The sequence below is a fragment of the Neisseria sp. P0021.S007 genome (assembly GCF_051956855.1).
Window position 1 is genome coordinate 1 of sequence record NZ_JBQCXA010001543.1, and the last position, 464, is coordinate 464.

At 51.7% G+C, this 464-nt stretch carries 1 protein-coding gene; it reads right to left on the reverse strand.

Going from position 1 to position 464, the window contains the following annotated elements; genetic code table 11:
• The coding region (locus ACTHUR_RS20165; RefSeq protein WP_440400571.1) for a signal recognition particle receptor subunit alpha at positions 1-464 on the reverse strand (464 nt) is incomplete at both ends.

A 464-nucleotide genomic window follows, 5' to 3' on the forward strand; every position in this document is an offset into this window, starting at 1 on the left:
GAAGAAGTCAATGCCGACTTGCTCAGCCAAAAGGCGCAACTGTTCGATAGCGGCAGGGCGGTATACGTCGGCTGAAACGACCAAGACTTTTTTCTTCTGTTCGTTTTTCAGCAGGCGGGCGAGTTTGCCGACGGTGGTGGTTTTACCCGCACCTTGCAGACCTGCCATTAAAACGACAGCAGGCGGTACAGCCGCCAAGTCTAAAGAGGAATTTTCCTTGCCCATCAATTCGATCAGGGCTTGGTTGACGACGCCGATAAAGGCTTGGTCGGGGGTCAGGCTGCCGGTAACTTCCTGTCCAAGCGCTTTTTCTTTGACGTTGTTGACAAATTCTTTTACAACGGGCAGGGCTACGTCCGCTTCGAGCAGGGCAAGGCGGACTTCCCTCAGCGCCTCTTTGATGTTGTCTTCTGTCAGTTTTGCTTGACCGCGGATATTTTTGAAAATTTTACTAAAGCGGTTGG